At 68.0% G+C, this 19,673-nt stretch carries 19 protein-coding genes and 2 pseudogenes; 19 read left to right on the top strand and 2 right to left on the bottom strand.

Going from position 1 to position 19,673, the window contains the following annotated elements:
* Positions 1–73: 73 nt before the first annotated feature.
* The 13 genes and pseudogenes from sufD to BN3385_RS21500 all read left to right on the top strand — a co-directional run.
* Positions 74–1,123, top strand: a pseudogene (sufD, locus tag BN3385_RS21560) (Fe-S cluster assembly protein SufD); the annotation flags it as partial.
* On the top strand, positions 1,120–1,893 hold the full coding sequence (gene sufC / locus BN3385_RS21555; protein WP_059019846.1) for a Fe-S cluster assembly ATPase SufC: 774 nt from the start codon (positions 1,120–1,122) through the stop codon (positions 1,891–1,893). The pseudogene sufD and the gene sufC, both read left to right, overlap by 4 nt.
* A gap of 1 nt (position 1,894) precedes the next feature.
* On the top strand, positions 1,895–3,151 hold the full coding sequence (locus BN3385_RS21550) for a SufS family cysteine desulfurase (RefSeq protein ID WP_059019845.1): 1,257 nt from the start codon (positions 1,895–1,897) through the stop codon (positions 3,149–3,151).
* An 18-nt stretch (positions 3,152–3,169) separates the two neighbouring features.
* Positions 3,170–3,638, top strand: a pseudogene (sufU, locus tag BN3385_RS21545) (Fe-S cluster assembly sulfur transfer protein SufU).
* On the top strand, positions 3,616–3,972 hold the full coding sequence (locus tag BN3385_RS21540) for a metal-sulfur cluster assembly factor (protein WP_059019841.1): 357 nt from the start codon (positions 3,616–3,618) through the stop codon (positions 3,970–3,972). Before sufU ends, BN3385_RS21540 begins: the two are co-directional and overlap by 23 nt.
* A gap of 14 nt (positions 3,973–3,986) precedes the next feature.
* Positions 3,987–4,628 carry a hypothetical protein gene (locus BN3385_RS21535; protein WP_059019839.1) on the top strand — a complete coding sequence of 214 codons (642 nt, stop codon included), beginning with the start codon at positions 3,987–3,989 and terminating at the stop codon, positions 4,626–4,628.
* Positions 4,629–4,648: 20 nt separating this feature from the next.
* Entirely contained in the window at positions 4,649–5,281 is a 633-nt protein-coding gene (locus BN3385_RS21530) for an RNA polymerase sigma factor (protein ID WP_059019838.1), read from the top strand.
* Positions 5,278–5,526 carry an anti-sigma factor family protein gene (locus BN3385_RS21525; protein WP_082690585.1) on the top strand — a complete coding sequence of 83 codons (249 nt, stop codon included), beginning with the start codon at positions 5,278–5,280 and terminating at the stop codon, positions 5,524–5,526. The genes BN3385_RS21530 and BN3385_RS21525 overlap by 4 nt, the downstream gene beginning before the upstream one ends.
* Before the next feature lie 38 nt (positions 5,527–5,564).
* Positions 5,565–6,683, top strand: a complete 1,119-nt coding sequence (locus tag BN3385_RS21520; protein ID WP_059019834.1) for an NADH:flavin oxidoreductase — start codon at positions 5,565–5,567, stop codon at positions 6,681–6,683.
* Positions 6,684–6,727: 44 nt separating this feature from the next.
* Positions 6,728–7,090: a thioredoxin gene (gene trxA / locus BN3385_RS21515; RefSeq protein ID WP_059019832.1), complete on the top strand. Its 363-nt coding sequence runs from the start codon at positions 6,728–6,730 to the stop codon at positions 7,088–7,090.
* 34 nt (positions 7,091–7,124) lie between these two features.
* A complete protein-coding gene (locus BN3385_RS21510) occupies positions 7,125–7,946 on the top strand; it encodes an enoyl-CoA hydratase (protein WP_059019831.1) in 822 nt (273 codons plus the stop codon).
* 35 nt (positions 7,947–7,981) lie between these two features.
* Positions 7,982–9,610 carry an ABC-F family ATP-binding cassette domain-containing protein gene (locus BN3385_RS21505; RefSeq protein WP_059019830.1) on the top strand — a complete coding sequence of 543 codons (1,629 nt, stop codon included), beginning with the start codon at positions 7,982–7,984 and terminating at the stop codon, positions 9,608–9,610.
* Between the two features lie 98 nt (positions 9,611–9,708).
* Positions 9,709–9,900: a helix-turn-helix domain-containing protein gene (locus tag BN3385_RS21500; RefSeq protein WP_197415253.1), complete on the top strand. Its 192-nt coding sequence runs from the start codon at positions 9,709–9,711 to the stop codon at positions 9,898–9,900.
* Here the strand turns inward: BN3385_RS21500 and BN3385_RS21495 are convergent.
* Positions 9,897–10,460 carry a TetR/AcrR family transcriptional regulator gene (locus tag BN3385_RS21495; protein ID WP_059019827.1) on the bottom strand — a complete coding sequence of 188 codons (564 nt, stop codon included), beginning with the start codon at positions 10,458–10,460 and terminating at the stop codon, positions 9,897–9,899. The two genes, BN3385_RS21500 and BN3385_RS21495, sit on opposite strands and share 4 nt — an antisense overlap.
* Before the next feature lie 22 nt (positions 10,461–10,482).
* Positions 10,483–13,299, bottom strand: a complete 2,817-nt coding sequence (locus tag BN3385_RS21490; RefSeq protein ID WP_059019825.1) for an aconitate hydratase — start codon at positions 13,297–13,299, stop codon at positions 10,483–10,485.
* A 187-nt stretch (positions 13,300–13,486) separates the two neighbouring features.
* Here BN3385_RS21490 and BN3385_RS21485 point away from each other — a divergent pair, with 187 nt between their 5' ends.
* From BN3385_RS21485 to BN3385_RS21460, 6 genes are all read left to right on the top strand, one after another.
* Positions 13,487–14,050 (top strand): Rv1476 family membrane protein, encoded by a 564-nt coding sequence (locus BN3385_RS21485; protein ID WP_059019823.1) that lies wholly within the window; start codon positions 13,487–13,489, stop codon positions 14,048–14,050.
* A gap of 192 nt (positions 14,051–14,242) precedes the next feature.
* Positions 14,243–15,709, top strand: coding sequence for an NlpC/P60 family peptidoglycan endopeptidase RipA (gene ripA / locus BN3385_RS21480; RefSeq protein ID WP_059019820.1), 1,467 nt, complete (start codon positions 14,243–14,245; stop codon positions 15,707–15,709).
* A 24-nt stretch (positions 15,710–15,733) separates the two neighbouring features.
* Entirely contained in the window at positions 15,734–16,429 is a 696-nt protein-coding gene (ripB, locus tag BN3385_RS21475) for an NlpC/P60 family peptidoglycan endopeptidase RipB (protein WP_059019818.1), read from the top strand.
* A 151-nt stretch (positions 16,430–16,580) separates the two neighbouring features.
* The gene (moxR1, locus tag BN3385_RS21470; RefSeq protein WP_059019816.1) at positions 16,581–17,708 is read left to right on the top strand and encodes a chaperone MoxR1; all 1,128 of its coding nucleotides are present in this window, start codon (positions 16,581–16,583) and stop codon (positions 17,706–17,708) included.
* Complete coding sequence (locus tag BN3385_RS21465; RefSeq protein WP_059019814.1) at positions 17,705–18,649, top strand: DUF58 domain-containing protein; 945 nt, start codon at positions 17,705–17,707, stop codon at positions 18,647–18,649. Before moxR1 ends, BN3385_RS21465 begins: the two co-directional genes overlap by 4 nt.
* A complete protein-coding gene (locus tag BN3385_RS21460) occupies positions 18,646–19,653 on the top strand; it encodes a VWA domain-containing protein (RefSeq protein ID WP_059019812.1) in 1,008 nt (335 codons plus the stop codon). The genes BN3385_RS21465 and BN3385_RS21460 overlap by 4 nt, the downstream gene beginning before the upstream one ends.
* Positions 19,654–19,673 lie beyond the last annotated feature (20 nt).

Raw genomic sequence — 19,673 nt, 5'->3', positions numbered from 1 at the left:
CGCCCGCCAGCGGTAGCGCGCAGATCGTTGTCACCGCCCAGCCCGGCGTGACCGTGGAGACCGTCCGCCGCGGCGACGACTGCGCGGGCTGCACAACGGTTCGGCGCCCGCCAGCGGTAGCGCGCAGATCGTTGTCACCGCCCAGCCCGGCGTGACCGTGGAGACCGTCCGCCGCGGCGACGACCGGCTCGGCCAGGGCGGGGTTCCCGCCGATCGGGTTGCCGCCCAGGCCTTCTCGTCGTTCAACGAGGCGACGGTCGTCACCGTGGCGCGTGGCACGCAGGTCGAGGCTCCGGTCGAGATCGTCGTCACCGGCCCCGGAGCGGGTGCCACCGCCTACGGACACCTGCAGATCCGCGCCGAGGAACTTGCCGAGGCCGTCGTGGTCATCGACCATCGCGGCAGCGGAACCTACGCCGACAACGTCGAATTCGTGCTCGGTAATGCCGCCCGGCTGACCGTCGTGTGGATCGCCGACTGGGCCGACGACGTGGTGCACGTCAACGCCCAGCACGCCCGCCTGGGCAAGGACGCGGTGCTGCGGCACGTGGCCGTGACCCTCGGCGGTGAGGTGGTCCGGATGTCGGCGACAGTGCGCTACGACGCAGCAGGCGGCGACGCCGAACTGCTCGGCCTGTACTTCGCCGACGAGGGCCAGCACCTGGAATCGCGGCTGCTGGTCGACCACTCGCAGCCGAACTGCAAGTCCAACGTGCTCTACAAGGGTGCGCTGCAGGGCGATCCGGCCTCGGCCAAGCCCGACGCCCATACCGTCTGGGTGGGTGACGTGCTGATCCGCGCCGAGGCCACCGGCACCGACACCTTCGAGGTCAACCGCAACCTGGTCCTCACCGACGGCGCCCGCGCCGACTCGGTGCCCAATCTGGAGATCGAGACCGGCGAAATCGTCGGCGCCGGGCACGCCAGTGCCACCGGCCGTTTCGACGACGAGCAGCTGTTCTACCTCCAGGCCCGCGGCATCCCCGAGGAGCAGGCCCGCCGGCTGGTGGTGCGCGGCTTCTTCGGCGAGATCATCGCCAAGATCGCCGTGCCCGACATCCGCGACCGCCTGACCGACGCCATCGAACGCGAACTCGCTATTACCGAATCGAGAACACAGTGAGCACTCTGGAAATCAAGGACCTTCACGTCAGCGTCGCCAACGAGGACGGCAGCGCCAAGGAGATCCTCAAGGGCGTCAACCTGACCGTGAAGTCGGGGGAGACCCATGCGGTCATGGGCCCCAACGGATCCGGCAAGTCGACGCTGTCCTACGCCATCGCCGGTCACCCCAAGTACACCGTGACGTCGGGGTCGATCACCCTCGACGGTCAGGACGTCCTGGAGATGAGCGTCGACGAGCGTGCCCGCGCCGGACTCTTCCTGGCCATGCAGTACCCGGTCGAGGTGCCCGGGGTCTCGATGTCGAACTTCCTGCGCACCGCCGCCACCGCCGTGCGCGGCGAGGCGCCCAAGCTGCGGCTGTGGGTCAAGGAGGTCAAGGCCGCGATGGCCGACCTCGGCATCGACCCGCAGTTCGCCGAGCGCAGTGTCAACGAGGGCTTCTCCGGTGGTGAGAAGAAGCGTCACGAGATTCTGCAGCTGGGTCTGCTCAAGCCGAAGATCGCCATCCTCGACGAGACCGACTCCGGTCTGGACGTCGACGCGCTGCGCGTGGTCAGCGAAGGCGTGAACCGCTACGCCGAGGCCGAGCACGCCGGCGTGCTGCTCATCACCCACTACACCCGCATCCTGCGCTACATCCAGCCGCAGTTCGTGCACGTCTTCGTCGACGGCCGCATCGTGGAGTCCGGTGGCCCCGAGCTGGCCGACGAACTCGAAGAAAACGGCTACGAGCGCTTCACCCAGCAGGCTGCACCGGCAGGGGCCTGATATGACCGCCTCGGTCGATCTCGACGTCGCCAACCTGGCCAAGATCCGCGCCGATTTCCCGATCCTGAGCCGGGTCATGCGGGGCGGGCACCAGCTGGCGTACCTCGATTCCGGGGCGACCTCGCAGAAACCGCTGCAGGTGCTCGACGCCGAGCGCGACTTCCTGCTCAACCATTACGGGGCGGTGCACCGCGGCGCCCATCAGCTGATGGAGGAGTCCACCGACGCTTACGAGCAGGGCCGCGCCGATATCGCGGCGTTCGTCGGCGCCACCCCGGATCAGCTGGCCTTCACCAAGAATGCGACCGAGGCGCTCAACCTGGTGTCGTATGTGCTGGGGGACAGCCGATTTGGTGGCGCGGTCGGGCCCGGTGACGTCATCGTCACCACCGAGCTGGAACACCACGCCAACCTGATTCCCTGGCAGGAGTTGGCCCGCCGGACCGGGGCCACCCTGACGTGGTACGGCGTGACCGATGACGGAAACGTCGACCTGGACTCGCTGGAACTCGACGAGCGGGTCAAGGTCGTTGCCTTCACCCATCAGTCGAACGTCACCGGGACCGCACCCGCGGTGGCCGAGATGGTCGCCCGTGCCAAGGCGGTCGGTGCGCTGACGGTGCTCGACGCCTGCCAGTCGGTGCCCCACCAGTCGGTGGATTTCGGTGCGCTCGGCGTCGATTTCGCGGCGTTCTCCGGCCACAAGATGCTGGGGCCCACCGGCATCGGCGCCCTCTACGGTCGCGCCGAGGTTCTGGAGGCGCTGCCGCCGTTCCTGACCGGCGGGTCGATGATCGAGACCGTCACGATGGAGGGCGCCACCTACGCGCCGCCACCACAGCGCTTCGAGGCCGGCACCCAGATGATCTCTCAGGTGGTCGGATTGGCCGCCGCCGCACGGTATCTCGATTCGATCGGGATGGCGGCGGTCGCCGCGCACGAGCACACATTGGTGGCCGCCGCGCTGGCGGGTCTGGCCGAGATCCCGCAGGTGCGCATCATCGGGCCGACCGACCCTGCCGGGCGCCGCTCGCCGGTGGCATTCGTGGTCGACGGCGTGCACGCCCACGATGTGGGCCAGGTGCTCGACGACGACGGTGTCGCCGTGCGGGTCGGGCACCACTGCGCGTGGCCACTGCACCGGCGCTTCGGTGTCGCCGCCACCGTCCGCGCCTCCTTCGCCGTCTACAACACTCTCGACGAGGTGGACCGGCTGGTCGCCGGCATCCGCCGCGCGATCGAGTTCTTCGGCAGGTAAGACGTGCGACTGGAACAGATGTACCAGGAAGTGATCCTGGACCACTACAAGCACCCGCATCACCGCGGGCTGCGGGAACCGTTCGGCGCCGAGGTCTACCACGTCAACCCCACCTGCGGTGACGAGGTGACCCTGCGGGTGGCGCTGTCTGCCGACGGCGAGACTGTGCAGGACGTGTCCTACGACGGGCAGGGGTGCTCGATCAGTCAGGCCGCTACCTCGGTGCTGACCGATCAGGTGATCGGCCAGAGCGTGGGGGATGCGCTCAAGACGGTCGCGGCGTTCTCCGAGATGGTGTCTTCCCGCGGCACTATCGACGGCGACGAGGACGTACTCGGCGACGGCGTGGCCTTCGCCGGGGTGGCGAAGTACCCGGCGCGGGTCAAATGTGCGCTGCTGGGCTGGCTGGCTTTCAAAGACGCGGTGGCCCAGGCCTCGCACCGAAAAGACGTGGAGGACAAGAAATGAGCGAGCAGGAAGCCACTGAGACCGTCTCTGACGAATTGTTGGCCGACATCGAGGAGGCGATGCGCGATGTCGTTGATCCCGAACTCGGGATCAACGTCGTCGACCTCGGTCTGGTCTACGGGATGAACGTGGAGAAAGGTGACACCGGCACGGTGGCGCTGATCGACATGACGCTGACGTCGGCGGCCTGCCCGCTCACCGACGTCATCGAGGACCAGACGCTGACCGCCCTGGTGGGCGCCGGCCTGGTCAACGAGGCGAAGATCAACTGGGTCTGGAACCCGCCGTGGGGGCCCGACAAGATCACCGAGGACGGCCGCGAGCAACTGCGCGCCCTCGGCTTCACGGTCTAGCGGGAGGTATCGCGGTGAGCGTCGCACAGACCATCGTCGCGACCCGCCGCCAACTGCACGGCATCGCCGAAAGTGTCGTTGCCGGACCGCAGTACCGCGCGGCCGGCACTATTCGGCTCGCCGTGCGCCCGGACGGCTTCGCCGCCACCGCGGTCCCGATCGCGGTGCACGGCACCACCCTGGAATGGCAGGACGGATCGGCACCGCTGGCCGGGCCGGTGCGCGATCTCGCGGCGGCCGCCGGCCTGGACATCGGCCCGCCACCTGCTGAGCTCTATCACTCCGTCGCGCCCCTGGACCTCGACACCGTGCTGGATATCGATCCCGGCGCGGCCGATGTCGTCTACCGCGCCCTCTACGCGGGCGGGTTCGCCATCACAACCGTTCTCTCCCAAGGCCATCCGGTGCTGTGGCCGGAGCATCTCGACGTCGCGGCCACCCACGATGAGGTCAACTACGGGGTGTCTGCGGGCGACGACGGCCACCCGCTGCCGTACGCGTATGTGGGTCCGTGGGATTTCGCCACCAACCCACGCCGGGGCAAGTTGTGGAATGCCCCCTTCGGGGCGCTGCGGCCGGTGAACCTCGACGCCGATGTCGACGCGCAGGCCGCCGAGATCGCCGATTTCTTCCGCGCCGCACAGGCCGATCTGTAGCGGGCTAGCATCTGCAGGCGATGGCAGGTGCGGCGGACGAGTCGGCGGTGATCGCGGCGCTGCGCGCCCGCGATGAATTGGTGTTCGCCAAGCTGGTCGACGAGCACACCCCGGCGTTGCTGCGCGTGGCCCGGGGCTACGTACCGAGCCGCGAGATCGCCGAAGAAGTGGTGCAGGAGACGTGGATCGCCCTCGTGAAGGGCATCGACAAGTTCGAAGGCCGGTCCTCGCTGCGCACCTGGCTGTTCGCCGTCCTGATCAACATCGCCAAGGCCCGTGGGATTCGGGAGCGGCGCAGTGACGACGCCGAGATCGCCGCGTTCACCGGTGGGACGGTCGAGGCGGCCCGGTTTCGGCCGCCGGGAGACCGGTGGGCCGGGCACTGGAAGAGCGGTGAGCAGCCCGCGCCGTTCCCGGACACCCCGGAAGGATCGGTGCTGGGCCGCGAACTCGCCGATGTGGCCAGGGCCGAACTCGACAAACTGCCGGAGCGGCAGCGACAGGTGGTGACCATGCGCGACATGCTGGGCTTCGAGTCGAGCGAGGTCTGCGACCTGCTCGAGATCAGCGCCGCCAACCAGCGCGTGCTGCTGCATCGGGGCCGGGCCGCCGTGCGCCAGGCTCTCGAGGCCTACCTGACGGAGCGCTCATGACAACGCCGCTGACCCCGCTGAACTGCGACGAACTGGTCGAACTGGTCACCGCTTACCTCGACGGTGCCCTCGACCACGACACCCGGGCCCGGTTCGATCTGCACCTGGCCGACTGCGACGGCTGCGAGAACTACCTGCAGCAGTTCCGCGGCACCGTCGACACGCTCGGCCGCATCGAGCGCGACGACCTGGATCCCGATTTCCGCGACCGGCTGATGCAGGCCTTCCGCGACTTCGAGACCTGAGGGAATGTCGTCTGCCGCATTCGGTGTTGACTTGCCACATGGTGGACGACGCACGAATCCAGGAACTGTTCGCGCCGCTGACGATCGGATCGCTGACGCTGCGTAACCGGTTTGCGATGGCCCCGATGACCCGGGCTGCCTCGCCCGGCGGTGTTCCCGGCCCGAACGTGGCGGAGTACTACGCGCGCCGCGCGGCCGGTGGAACCGCACTGCTGATCACCGAAGGTGTCCGCATGCCGCACCCGGCGGCCGGCTGGCCCGAGGCCATCCCCGCACTCGACGGCACCGAAGTGCTCGACGGCTGGCGCGCGGTCACCGACGCGGTGCACGCCGAGGGCGGCGCCATCGCCGCGCAGCTGTGGCATCAGGGCGCAGCCCGCGGCGTGCACGACGGCGACACCGCCGAGCAGGCGCCGGTCAGCCCGTCCGGGCTCGACGTCACCGGCAGCCCGGTGGGTCGCGCCCTGGCCACCGAAGAACTGCCCGCGGTGGCGCAGGCCTTCGCGCTCGGCGCCCGCAACGCCCACGACGCCGGTTTCGATGCCGTGGAGATTCACGGCGCCCACGGCTACCTACTCGACCAGTTCCTCTGGGCCGAAACGAATCACCGCACGGACGGCTATGGCGGCTCGCTGCAGGCCCGCACCCGGTTCCCCGCCGAGGTCGTCGCCGCCGTGCGGGAAGCGGTCGGACCCGGCTTCCCGATCATCTACCGCTTCTCCCAGTGGAAGATGAACCGCTACGACGCGTCGATCGCCGAGACCCCCGCCGAACTCGAGCAGGTGCTGGCCCCGCTGGTCGATGCCGGCGTCGACGTGCTGCACCCGTCCACTCGCCGGCACTACCTGCCCGGTTTCCCCGACGAGGATCCGCAGCTGAGCCTGGCCGGGTGGACCAAGAAGCTCACCGGACTGCCGGTCATCGCTGTCGGGTCGGTGGGGCTGGAAACCGAATTCAAGCCCGGTGAGCCCGGCGGTCCGATCCCGCCCGCGCCCGTCGACCGGCTGCTCGACCAGTTCGATGCCGGTGAGTTCGACATCATCGCCGTCGGGCGGGCGCTGCTCGCCGACCCCGCCTGGGTGAATCACCTGCGCGACGGCGCGCTCGGCGAGTTCGCCGGATTCGATGCGGCGACGGCGCTGTCCCGTTTGTATTGATCCCGACAGGGAACATCCAGGTTTACTCCGACGTTAGGACTTCCGTGGCTACTCGAGACCTCACCGCAGACGAATTCAACGACACCATCACCGGCAACGACATCGTGCTGGTCGATTTCTGGGCTTCGTGGTGTGGTCCGTGCCGTGCCTTCGCGCCGACCTTCTCCGCCTCGTCGGAGAAGCACCCCGACGTGGTGTTCGCCAAGGTCGACACCGAGGCCGAGCAGCAGCTGGCCGCCGCGGCCGAGATCCGCTCCATCCCGACGCTGATGGCGTTCAAGAAGGGCAAGCTGATCTTCAACCAGGCCGGAGCGCTGCCGCCCGCCGCGCTCGAGGACCTGATTCGCCAGGTCAAGGAGTTCGACGTCGACGCGGCCGTGGCCCAGTCCCAGTCAGAGGACGTCTGAGTTCTACGCGCCCGGCACGCGATAGCGTGCAACGGTGATTCGTGACACTGGTTTCGTCCTCGTCGAGCAACCCCAGCCGCACGTCGCTCTGGTCACCCTGAACCGCCCCGAGCGGATGAACTCCATGGCCTTCGACGTCATGGTGCCGCTCAAAGAGGTGCTCACCGAGCTCACCTACGACAATTCCGTGCGCGTTGTCGTGCTCACCGGTGCCGGGCGGGGCTTCTCGTCGGGTGCGGACCACAAATCGGCCGGCTCGGTGCCGCACGTCGGCGGATTGACCCGGCCGTCCTACGGTCTGCGGTCGATGGAGCTGCTCGACGATGTGATTCTGGCCATGCGACGGCTGCACCAGCCGATCATCGCGGCGGTCAACGGCGCGGCGATCGGCGGCGGGCTGTGCCTGGCGCTGGCCGCCGACATCCGGGTCGCCGCCAGCGATGCGTACTTCCGAGCCGCCGGGATCAACAACGGGCTGACAGCCAGCGAATTGGGTCTGAGTTACCTGCTACCTCGGGCGATCGGCTCGTCGCGGGCCTTCGAGATCATGCTCACCGGGCGTGACGTCGACGCGCAGGAGGCCGAGCGGATCGGCCTGGTCTCCAAGCAGGTGCCCGCCGAGGCGCTACTGCCGAGCTGTTACGAGATCGCCGAGCGGATCGCCGGCTTCTCCCGCCCCGGCACCGAACTGACCAAGCGGACGCTGTGGACGGGTCTGGACGCCAGTACCCTAGAGGGGCACATGCAGGCCGAGGGCCTCGGGCAGCTCTACGTTCGCCTGCTCACCGCCAACTTCGAAGAGGCGGTCGCCGCGCGCGCCGAGAAGCGGGCCCCGGTCTTCACCGACGAGAAGTAGGCCCTCGGGGGCAGAAGGTACAGGAGGGCAGCAGCGTGATTACCGCGACGGACCTGGAGGTCCGCGCCGGCGCGCGCACACTGCTGCTGGCCGAAGGTCCGGCGCTGCGGGTGCAACCCGGTGACCGCATCGGCCTGGTCGGCCGCAACGGCGCCGGCAAGACCACGACCATGCGCATCCTGGCCGGCGAGGGTGAGCCCTATGCCGGCACGGTCATCCGGTCCGGCGAGATCGGCTACCTGCCGCAGGATCCCCGGGAGGGTGACCTCGACGTGCTGGCTCGCGACCGGGTGCTCTCGGCCCGCGGGTTGGACACCCTGCTCGCCGATCTGGAGAAGCAGCAGGTGCTGATGTCCGAGGTGGTCGACGAGGCCGCCCGCGACAAAGCAGTCCGGCGCTACGGCCAACTCGAGGAGCGCTTCGCCGCGCTCGGCGGGTATGCCGCCGAGAGCGAGGCCGGCCGGATTTGCGCGAGCCTCGGCTTGCCCGACCGGGTGCTCACCCAGTCGCTGCGCACGTTGTCCGGCGGGCAGCGGCGCCGGGTGGAACTGGCCCGGATCCTGTTCGCCGCCAGCGACACCGGAGCCGGGTCGAGCACCACACTGTTGCTCGACGAACCGACCAACCACCTCGATGCCGACTCGATCGGCTGGCTGCGCGACTTCCTCAAGGCGCACACCGGCGGCCTGGTGATCATCAGCCACAACGTCGAACTGCTCGCCGAGGTGGTCAACCGGGTGTGGTTCCTCGATGCCGTGCGCGGTGAGGCCGACGTCTACAACATGGGCTGGCAGAAATACCTCGACGCCCGCGCCACCGACGAACAGCGCCGCCGCCGTGAGCGCGCCAACGCCGAGAAGAAGGCGTCGGCGTTGCGCACACAGGCCGCCAAGATGGGTGCCAAGGCCACCAAAGCTGTTGCCGCACAGAACATGTTGCGGCGCGCGGAACGAATGATCGCCGAACTCGACGCCGAGCGGGTGGCCGACAAGGTCGCCAAGATCCGATTCCCGGTGCCCGCGCCGTGCGGGCGCACCCCGCTGGTGGTCAAGGGTTTGACGAAGAATTACGGCTCGCTGGAGGTGTTCACCGGGGTCGACCTGGCGATCGACCGCGGTTCGCGGGTGGTGGTTCTCGGTCTCAACGGTGCGGGCAAGACCACACTGCTGCGCCTGCTGGCCGGGGTGGAGACGCCGGACGCCGGCGGCCTGGAACCCGGGCACGGTCTCAAGATCGGGTACTTCGCCCAGGAACACGACACGTTGGACAACAACGCGACGGTCTGGGAGAACATCCGCCACGCCGCACCCGACACCGGCGAGCAGGAGCTGCGATCTCTGCTGGGCGCCTTCATGTTCAGCGGCCCGCAGCTCGACCAGCCGGCCGGCACCCTGTCCGGCGGTGAGAAAACCCGGCTGGCCCTGGCCGGCCTGGTCGCCTCGACCGCCAACGTGCTGCTGCTCGACGAACCGACCAACAACCTCGACCCGGCGTCACGCGAGCAGGTGCTCGACGCGCTGCGCAGCTATGTCGGTGCGGTGGTGCTGGTGACCCACGACCCGGGAGCGGCCGAGGCGCTCGACCCGCAGCGGGTGGTGCTGCTGCCGGACGGTACCGAGGATTACTGGTCCGAGGACTATCGGGACCTGATCGAACTCGCCTGAGTTCGGGCCCAAACCATTTCGGTCATTCCGGCCACATCGCCGATCAGCACTCCTACTCTGTGGAGCAACGGGGGCCAGCTCAACCGGGGAGGATGTTGATGAGGAAACCGAACCAAGCTCGTGACCAACTGGTGAATGACTTGCGTCACGCGTACGAGGGCGGTGCCAGTATCCGAACCCTGGTGGCATCCACCGGCCGCTCGTACGGCTCGATCCACGCGATGCTGCGGGAGTCGGGCACCGCGATGCGCAGCCGCGGCGGCCCGAACCACCGCACCCGCGCTCGCTAGTCGGCGCGGACCGAGGCCTCGACCACATCGAGGACCGCCGACAACCGCGCCGGATCCTCACCTGCGGCCAACCGGGCCACCAGCCCGTCGAGCACCAAGTCGAGGTAGCACTGCAACACATCCCGCGGCACGTCGTCGCGCAACCGGCCCGCCTGCTTCTGCCGGTGCAACCGGTCGCTGGTGGCCGCCGACAACTCCGCTGAGCGTTCCGCCCACCCCTGGTTGAACACCGGGTCATTGCGCAGCTTGCGGGCGATCTCCAATCGTGTGGCCAGCCAATCGAATTGGTCCGGCGCCGCAAGCATCTCCCGCATCACCTGGATCAGACCCTCGCGGGAGGCCACCTCGGCCATCCGCTCGGCGTCCTCCCGGGCCAGCTCGAAGAACAACGTGTCCTTGTCGCGGAAGTGGTGAAAGATCGCACCGCGCGACAGACCGATGGTCTGTTCGAGCCGGCGCACCGTCGCCTTGTCGTACCCGTACTGGGCGAAGCAGCGCCGTGCGCCGTCGAGGATCTGGCGGCGGCGCGCCGCCAGATGATCCTCGCTGACCCGGGGCATCTCCTGATCCGACCGTGGCCGGCTAGCCGGCCCGCAACATGTTGCGCAGCACGTACTGCAGGATGCCGCCGTTGCGGTAGTAGTCGGCCTCACCGGGGGTGTCGATGCGCACCACCGCGTCGAATTCCACCTTGCTGCCGTCGGCCTTGGTGGCGGTCACCTTCACCGTCTTCGGGGTCTTGCCCGAGTTGAGCTCCTCGATGCCGGTGATGTCGAACACCTCGGTGCCGTCGAGCTTGAGCGACGCCGCCGATTCGCCTGCCGGGAACTGCAGCGGGATCACACCCATGCCGATCAGGTTCGAGCGGTGGATGCGCTCGAAGGACTCGGTGATGACCGCGCGCACACCCAGCAGGCTGGTGCCCTTGGCCGCCCAGTCCCGCGACGACCCCGAGCCGTACTCCTTGCCGCCGAGCACCACCAGCGGAATGTTCTGCGCCGCATAGTTTTGCGCGGCGTCGTAGATGAACGCCTGCGGGCCGTCGGGCTGGGTGAAGTCGCGGGTGTAGCCACCGGACACATCGTCGAGCAGCTGGTTGCGCAGCCGGATGTTCGCGAACGTGCCGCGGATCATCACCTCGTGGTTGCCGCGCCGCGATCCCAGCGAGTTGAAGTCCTCCGGCTTGACGCCGTTGGCCTCCAGGTACTGTGCGGCCGGGGTGCCCTTCTTGATGCTGCCGGCCGGCGAGATGTGGTCGGTGGTCACCGAATCACCCAGCAGCGCAAGGACTCTCGCGCCCTTGATGTCGGTGACCGGCTCCGGCTCGGCGGGCATACCGTCGAAGTACGGCGCCTTGCGCACGTAGGTCGACGCCTCGTCCCACTCGAAGGTGTTGCCCGACGGGGTCGGCAGGTTCTGCCAGCGCTCGTCGCCCTTGAACACATCGGCGTAGCTGCCGGTGAACATGTCCCGGTTGATCGAGGAGGCGATGGTGTCCTCGATCTCCTTCTGCGTCGGCCAAATGTCCTTGAGGAACACGTCGTTGCCGTCGGTGTCCTGACCCAGCGGATCGGCTTCGAAGTCGAAGTCCATGGTGCCCGCGATGCCGTAGGCGATCACCAGCGGCGGGGAGGCCAGGTAGTTCATCTTGACGTCGGGGGAGATGCGGCCCTCGAAGTTGCGGTTACCCGAGAGCACTGCGGTGACCGACAGGTCGTTGTCGTTGACGGCCTTGCTGATCTCGTCAGGCAGCGGGCCGGTGTTGCCGATACACGTCGTACATCCGTAGCCGCCCAGGTAGTAGCCGAGCTTCTCCAGGTACGGCCACAGGCCGGCCTTGGTGTAGTAGTCGGTGACCACCTGCGAGCCCGGAGCCATGTTGGTCTTGACCCACGGCTTGGTGGTCAGTCCCTTCTCGACGGCCTTCTTGGCCAGCAGGGCGGCGCCCAGCATGACCGACGGGTTCGAGGTGTTGGTGCACGACGTGATGCCGGCGACCACGACCGCGCCGTGGTCGAGGACGAAGTCCCCGCGCTCGGCCGAGCGCACCAGGACCGGCTTGCTCGGCCGGCCCGAGGATCCGTTGGCGGCCGACGGCCGGGCGTCGACCGCACCGTCGTCGGCGAAGGACAGCGACACCGGGTCGCTGGCTGGGAACGACTCCTCGACAGCCTCGTCGAGCTTGGTCTCCGGAGCCGGGTGGTTCTCCTCGACGTAGTTGTGGATGTCCTTGCGGAACGCGGTCTTCGCGTCGGACAGCTCGATGCGGTCCTGCGGCCGCTTCGGCCCGGCGATCGACGGCACCACGGTGGACAGGTCCAGCTCCAGGTACTCGGAGAACACCGGCTCGGAGTCCGGGTCGTGCCACATGCCCTGTTCTTTGGCGTAGGCCTCGACCAGGGCCAGCTGCTCCTCGGTCCGGCCGGTCAGCCGCAGGTAGTTGATGGTCTCTTCGTCGATCGGGAACATCGCTGCGGTGGAGCCGAACTCGGGGCTCATGTTGCCCAGGGTGGCGCGGTTGGCCAGCGGAACCTCGGCCACACCCTTGCCGTAGAACTCGACGAACTTGCCGACCACTCCGTGCTTACGCAGCATGTCGGTGACGGTGAGCACGACGTCGGTGGCGGTCACGCCGGGCTTGATCTCCCCGGTCAGCTTGAAGCCGACGACACGGGGGATGAGCATCGATACCGGCTGGCCCAGCATGGCCGCCTCGGCCTCGATACCGCCCACACCCCAGCCCAGGACGCCCAGGCCGTTCTCCATCGTGGTGTGGCTGTCGGTGCCCACGCAGGTGTCCGGGTAGGCGAACCCGTTGCGGGTCATCACGACGCGGGCCAGGTACTCGATGTTGACCTGGTGCACGATGCCGGTGCCCGGGGGGACGACCTTGAAGTCGTCGAACGCGCCCTGGCCCCAGCGCAGGAACTGGTAGCGCTCACCATTCCGTTCGTATTCCAGCGCGACATTCCTTTCGAAGGCCTCGGGGCCGCCGAAGAAGTCGAGGATGACTGAGTGGTCGATGACCATCTCGGCGGGGGACAGCGGGTTGACCTTGTTCGGGTCACCGCCGAGCTGGGTGACGGCCTCGCGCATGGTGGCCAGGTCGACGATGCACGGCACCCCGGTGAAGTCCTGCATCAGCACCCGGGCGGGGGTGAACTGGATCTCGATGCTCGGCTCGGCCGAGGGATCCCAGTTGGCGATGGCCTGGATGTGGTCGGTGGTGATGTTGGCGCCGTCTTCGGTGCGCAGCAGGTTCTCGGCGAGCACCTTGAGGCTGTAGGGGAGCTTCTCGGTCCCGGGCACCGCGTCGAGGCGATAGATCTCGTAGCTGTTGTCGCCGACCTTCAAGGTGGCGCGCGCTCCAAACGAATTCAGTGAATCATTGCTGCTCACATCAACTCCCGGCGTTGTCTTCGATGCCGACGGGCTGTGTCGACATCGGTCTGAATACTAACAGTACGTTTGTCCTGCAAAGCGGGCGGACCCCTGCCCGATTCCGGCAGTGGTGCCTGGTACCAGTCTTGTCGCACTCGGCGCGTGGTGCCACCCCTGACAGTGGCGCGAGGTACGGTCTGGGATCGTGACGATTCCGCACGCGCCGACATATATACCGGTGGATGTGTGCAGCACCGTGGGCCTGGCCCCGGCGACGCCGCTCGAACAGTGCATGAGCGCCCTGCAGGCCGACGTGGCCAAGGACGGGGTAGCCGCTCCTCCTGCCGACGTCGCGGATCTGCAGAAGATCGTCACCGCGGCTAAGGGCAACGGCATCGACCTGAAGGTCGTGGTAATGCCGACCAGCCCGCCGATCGACACCCCGCTGCGCGATGTCGCGACCGAGATCGGCCAGGCCAATCCGGGTTCGACAGTGCTCGTGCTGAGCCCCGGCTGGGCCGGCACCTACAGCACCTCTTTCGACCGGGTGACGCTGGAAGCGGGCCAGGATGTGGCCAAGACCGCGCCCAACCCGGTGGTCGGCACTCAGGCATTCGTCGACCAGTTGCAAACTCCCGATTTCCCCTGGATGGGATTAACGATCGGATTGGTCATCGGGGTCGCCGCAGCGGCTGTTTTGACCCGAGTTCTGCAGCGTCGCACTTCGCAAACGTCAAATAACGAAATCGCTGCTGAGCTGCGGAAATAACCAACTCTGGCAAATCAATAAGATTACTTTTCGGCAACATCCCGTAAATGACAAACATGTAATTCTTGCCTGAAGTTTCCCTTGCGACAAATGTGACGTACGGTGCAACTGTCGCCATTGTTATTGATGTGACTGATGTGACATCTGTTACTGGCGTGACTGTGTGTGTGGAGCAAAGGGGACCTGAGTCGCATGAGAAGTTCTGATCACGGCTCTCTCTTCCAGCCGGCCGTCCGTTTCTCGAAACCGATGTGCCCGCTGGTGCTCAGCGTCGGGCTGATGCTGAGCACACCGGGGCTGGCGCAAGCCGAGCCGAGCCAGGGCCCCAACTCGCTGGCCGCCCTCATCGCTGACGTCGCCACGGCCAACCAGCGCCTCGACGACATCGGCGCCCAGGTGCAGCAGCAGCAGGAGAGCGTCAACAAGGCCCTCGTCGACGTCCAGGAGGCGCGTGACGCCGCGGCGACCGCACAGCAGCAGGTCACTGCCAGCCAGGATGAGGTCAAGGCTGCCGACGCCGCGATCGGTGCCGCCCAGAAGCGGTTCGACACTTTCGCCGCGGCCAGCTATATCAACGGCCCGTCGGCCTCGCTGGTGATGGCGTCCGACCCGGACCAGATCATCTCCAGTGCCACCGCCAACCAGACCCTGGCGGTCAGCGCCAACCAGGTGATGACCGACCTGGAGCGGGCCCGCACCGAAGTGGTGAACAAGGAATCCGCGGCGCGGCTGGCCAAGCAGAAGGCCGACCAGGCCGTGGTGGACGCCGAGGCCAGCCAGACCGCGGCAGTGAACGCGCTGACCGAGGCGCAGAAGACGTTCAAGGCCCAGCAGGCCGAGATCGACCGGTTGGCCGCTGAGCGAAAGACCGCGCAGCAGAAGCTGGACGCCGCACGCCAGTGGTCGGCCCCGGCCGGTCCGGCAGCGGCTGTTCCGGCGGCCACCCCCCAGGCTGCGTCGTCGGGTGCGGGAGGGTCGGGGGACCGGTGGGATCCGGCTTCGCCGGGTTCGGCCGCCGCACCCGGCGACGCGAAAGTGCCCTACGGCAAGGCCTCCGAGTGGGACCTGACGCTGCCCGCGGTGCCCAGCGCGTTCGTCTCCGGCGACCCGATCCAGATCATCAACGCCGTACTGCAGATCGCCTCGAGCTCACTGCAGACCACCCAGCAGCTCGGCCGCAGCTTCCTGGAGAAGCTGGGCATTCTCAAGCCGACCGACACCGGTATCACCAACGGTGCGATTCCCTACGTCTACGGCTCGCAGGCCGTCGAGTATGTGATCCGGCGCGGGATGTCGCAGATGGGGGTGCCCTACTCGTGGGGTGGCGGCACCGCCAACGGGCCGAGCAACGGAATCGACAGCGGTGCGGGCACGGTCGGATTCGACTGCTCGGGCCTGGTGCTCTACTCCTTCGCCGGTGTCGGCATCAAGCTGCCGCACTACTCCGGCTCGCAGTACAACATGGGCCGCAAGATCCCCTCGGCCGAGATGCGTCGCGGTGACGTGATCTTCTACGGCCCGGGTGGCAGCCAGCACGTCACCATCTACCTCGGCAACGGGCAGATGCTCGAAGCGCCCTACACCGGTTCGACGGTGAAGATCTCACCCGTCCGCACCAGCGGCATGACCCCCTACGTCGTCCGCTACATCGAATACTGACACCGACACCTACGGAGCCATCCCATGTCGCGCAATGCATCTCGATGCCTACAGGCCATCGGGACGATCCTGACCGCTCTGGCGCTGACCGTCGGCCTCGCCAGTCCGGCGCAGGCGGATCCGGGCGAGTGGGATCCGACATTGCCGAAGATCCTCAGCGCCGGCGCCCCCGGTGACCCGGTGGCGTTGGCCAACGCCTCGCTGCAGGTGACCCAGCAGGCCGCCCAGGCCACCATGGACCTGGGCCGCAAGTTCCTGGCCGGCCTCGGCTTCGGCGGCGGCTCGCCGTCCGCGTTGCCCGGCGGCCGGGTCCGTGGCCCGCAGGCCATCGAGTACGTGATCGCCCGCGGAGCCTCCCAGCGCGGGGTGCCCTACTCCTGGGGCGGCGGCGCCGTCAACGGACCCAGTGCCGGTGTCGAGCAGGACGCAGGCAAAGTCGGCTACGACTGCTCGGGCTTCGTCCGCTACGCCTTCGCCGGGGTCGGCGTGCTGCTGCCCAAGTACTCCGGTGACCAGTACAACGCCGGCCGGCACGTCTCGCCCGCCGAGGCCAAGCGCGGCGACCTGATCTTCTACGGCCCCGGCGGCACCCAGCACGTCACCATCTACCTGGGCAACGGCCAGATGCTGGAGGCGTCCTCGGCGGCCGGCCAGGTCACCGTCAGCCCGGTCCGGACCGCGGGCATGACGCCGTATCTGACGCGCATCATCGAGACCTGAGCGTCCTGGGCCGTCGGATTCGCCGCGGTGCGTCCGACGCGCCAGCAAGCGGGCACGTCGACGGATTCAGGAACGCCTGGAATAGTTGTGTCAGGGCGCGGCCGTGCACAACGGTGGCGCCCGAGGAATCCAACAGCTGTGGAGGAAGTTGATGACGTCACCAGGTGGGTCGGTCCCGGGTTCTGGAGTCCCCGGGGGTTTCGCCGGCCCGAGTGGAGCCCCGGCCGCGCCGCCGTCCGGCGGTAATGGGCTGGCCGGCGAGGTACACACCCTGGAGCGGGCGATCTTCGAGGTCAAGCGCATCATCGTCGGCCAGGACCAACTGGTCGAACGCATCCTGGTGGGCCTGCTCGCCAAGGGGCACGTGCTGCTCGAAGGTGTGCCCGGCGTGGCCAAGACGCTGGCGGTCGAGACGTTCGCCAAGGTCGTCGGCGGCACCTTCGCGCGCATCCAGTTCACCCCTGACCTGGTGCCCACCGACATCATCGGTACCCGCATCTACCGCCAGGGCCGCGAGGAGTTCGACATCGAACTTGGCCCGGTGGTGGTGAACTTCCTGCTCGCCGACGAGATCAACCGCGCCCCGGCAAAGGTCCAGTCGGCGCTGCTCGAGGTGATGGCCGAGCGCAAGATCTCCATCGGCGGCAAGACCTACCCGCTGCCCAAGCCGTTCCTGGTCATGGCGACCCAGAACCCGATTGAGAACGAAGGCGTCTACCCGCTGCCCGAAGCGCAGCGCGACCGCTTCCTGTTCAAGATCAACGTCGACTATCCGTCGCCGGAAGAAGAGCGCGAGATCATCTACCGGATGGGTGTCACCCCGCCGGAGCCCAAGCAGATCCTGGAGACCGGCGACCTGCTGCGCCTGCAGGAGGTGGCCGCCAACAACTTCGTGCATCACGCACTGGTCGACTACGTGGTGCGCGTGGTCACCGCGACCCGCCGGCCCGAGCAGTTCGGCCTCAACGACGTCAAGTCCTGGATCGCCTTCGGTGCCTCGCCGCGTGCCTCGCTGGGCATCATCGCTGCGGCCCGGGCGCTGGCTCTGGTCCGCGGCCGCGACTACGTGATCCCGCAGGACGTCATCGACGTCATCCCCGACGTGCTGCGGCACCGTCTGGTGCTCACCTACGACGCCCTGGCCGATGACGTCAAGGCCGAGACGGTGATCAGCCGGATTCTGCAGACCGTCGCGCTGCCTCAGGTGAATGCTGTTCCGCAGCAAGGACATTCGGTGCCCCCGGTGGTTCCCGCCGCGGCAGGCTCCAACGGTCGGTGAGCGAGTCCGAGACCGTCCACCCGCCGTCGTTCCAGCGCGGTGAGATCGGTGACGCCAAGCTGTCGGCCGCACTGCGGACCCTGGAGCTCACCGTCAAGCGCAAGCTCGACGGGGTGCTGCAGGGAAATCACCTCGGCCTGATCCCCGGCCCCGGCTCGGAGCCGGGGGAGTCGCGGATGTATCAGCCCGGCGACGACGTGCGCCGGATGGACTGGTCGGTGACGGCACGCACCACCCACCCGCACGTCCGGCAGATGATCGCCGACCGCGAGCTGGAGACCTGGATGGTGGTCGACATGTCGGCCAGCCTGGACTTCGGCACCGCGGGCTGCGAGAAGCGTGACCTCGCGGTGGCCGCCGCCGCGGCGATCACCTACCTCAACAGCGGCGGTGGCAACCGGATCGGCGCTCTGATCGCCAACGGCGACCAGGTGGTGCGGGTGCCGGCGCGGGCCGGGCGCCAGCACGAGCAGACCCTGCTGCGCGCGATCGCGACCTCGCCGCGCGCCCCGCTGGGTGTGCGCGGTGACCTGGCTGCGGCGATCGACGCCCTGCGCCGGCCGGAGCGCCGCCGCGGGATGGCCGTGGTGATCAGTGACTTCCTCGGCCCGATCAACTGGATGCGCCCGCTGCGGGCCATCGCCGCCCGGCACGAGGTATTGGGTATCGAGGTGCTCGACCCGCGTGACGTCGAACTGCCCGATGTCGGGGATGTGATCCTGCAGGACACCGAGTCCGGTGTCACCCGTGAATTCACCATCGACGCCCAGTTGCGCGATGACTTCGCCCGGGCTGCGTCGGCCCACCGCGACGAGGTCGCGCGCACGCTGCGCCGGTGCGGGGCGCCACTGATGACCCTGCGCACCGACCGCGACTGGATCGCCGACATCGTGCGGTTCGTCGCGTCCCGGCGCCGCGGCGCCCTGGCAGGTAGCCAATGACATTGCCGTTGCTCGGGCCGATGACGCTGTCCGGCTTCGAACACCCCTGGTTCTTTCTGTTCCTGCTCGTCGTGGCGGGATTGGTCGGCCTCTACATCGTCGTCCAGTTCGCCCGGCAGCGGCGCATCCTGCGGTTCGCCAACATGGAACTGCTGGAAAGCGTTGCGCCCAAACGGCCGAACAAGTGGCGCCACCTGCCGGCCGCCCTTTTGGTGGCCTCACTGGTGTTGCTGACGGTGGCGATGGCGGGCCCCACCAACGATGTGCGGATTCCGCGCAATCGGGCTGTGGTGATGCTGACCATCGACGTCTCGCAATCCATGCGCGCCACCGATGTCGAGCCCAGCCGTCTGGCCGCCGCCCAGGAGGCCGCCAAGCAGTTCGCCGACCAGCTGACCCCCGGCATCAACCTCGGGCTGATCGCCTATGCCGGTACCGCCACCGTGCTCGTCTCGCCGACCACCAACCGCGAGGCCACCAAGGCGGCGATCGACAAGCTGCAACTGGCCGACCGCACCGCCACCGGTGAGGCCATCTTCACCGGGCTGCAGGCGATCGCGACCGTCGGCGCCGTGATCGGCGGCGGTGACACCCCGCCGCCGGCCCGCATCGTGCTGATGTCGGACGGTAAGGAGACCGTGCCGTCCAACCCGGACAACCCCAAGGGTGCGTTCACCGCCGCGCGCACCGCCAAGGACCAGGGGGTGCCGATCTCCACGGTGTCCTTTGGCACCCCGTACGGCTACGTCGAGATCAACGACCAGCGCCAGCCGGTCCCGGTCGACGACGACATGCTCAAGAAGATCGCCGAACTCTCCGGGGGCAACGCCTACACCGCGTCGAGCCTCGAGCAGCTCAAAGAGGTCTTCACCTCGCTGCAGGAGCAGATCGGCTACGAGACCATCAAGGGCGACGCCAGCACCGGCTGGCTGCGGCTCGGTGCACTGGTTCTGGCTTTGGCGGCGCTGGCCGCCCTGCTGATCAACCGGCGTCTGCCCGGCTGATGCCGGGCGTGCAGCCCTGG

It is taken from the genome of Mycobacterium sp. M26 (genome assembly GCF_001494595.1).
Lineage (GTDB): Bacteria > Actinomycetota > Actinomycetes > Mycobacteriales > Mycobacteriaceae > Mycobacterium.
Note: the sequence above shows the minus strand (reverse complement) of the source record. Positions and strands in the feature narration are given on the sequence as shown.